The sequence below is a fragment of the Chitinophaga sp. 05T412 genome (assembly GCF_056396465.1).
In genome coordinates this window covers 1-821 of sequence record NZ_JBFTLN010000059.1, presented here as the reverse complement: position 1 = coordinate 821, position 821 = coordinate 1, and the positions used below count along the sequence as shown (strand labels likewise).

1 protein-coding gene is annotated in these 821 nt (G+C 44.7%); it reads left to right on the top strand.

Annotated elements, in window-relative coordinates; genetic code table 11:
* Window positions 1-821, top strand: an 821-nt coding sequence (locus AC1DFM_RS34650; RefSeq protein WP_477081361.1) for an IS256 family transposase, incomplete at both ends; no start/stop codon positions are given.

The window sequence follows — 821 nt, the reverse complement described above, 5'->3', positions numbered from 1 at the left end:
AGTTTTATGAAGACAGAAGATTTTTTATCAGACGACTTTCTGAAGCAGTTTAAAACGGCCGATCAACTAAACAATTTCCTGGCCCAGATTCAGAAACGGGGCATTGAAAAGATGCTGGAAGGTGAACTGGATAGTCATTTAGGCTATGATAAGCATGAGCCAAATGAAAGCGACAATAGCCGTAATGGATACGGTAAAAAGAAGATTAAGACCAGCTATGGTGAATCTGAAATAAAAGTACCCAGGGATCGGGATGCCAGTTTTAACCCTATGATCGTACCTAAACGCGAAGGAATGGTTCAGGGGCTGGAAGAGATAATTGTGTCTTTTTATGCCAAGGGGATGAGCGTATCTGACATAGAAGAGCAAATAAGGGAAGCCTATAAATTTGACGTTTCCACAGCCACGATCAGCCGTATTACCAGCCGTGTGACCGAAGATATTGTCGCCTGGCAAAACCGGCCATTAGAACCGGTTTATCTCATCGTCTGGATGGATGGTATTGTGTTCAAGGTACGGGAGAACAGCAAAGTAGTGAATAAAACCGTCTATATCGCTGTGGGTCTGAAGCGGGATGGCCTCAAAGAAGTCCTGGGAATGTGGCTGGGTAAGAATGAATCTGCTGCCTATTGGCTGACTGTACTTACAGACCTGAAGGCCCGTGGCCTGGAGGATATTCTAATAACGGCCACGGATAATCTTAATGGCTTTACTCAAACCATCAAATCGGTGTTCCCACAGTCTGCCACTCAGGTTTGTGTCGTACACCAGATACGTAACAGCTGCCGCTATGTAGTCTGGAAAGATAAAAAGGAGTTTAC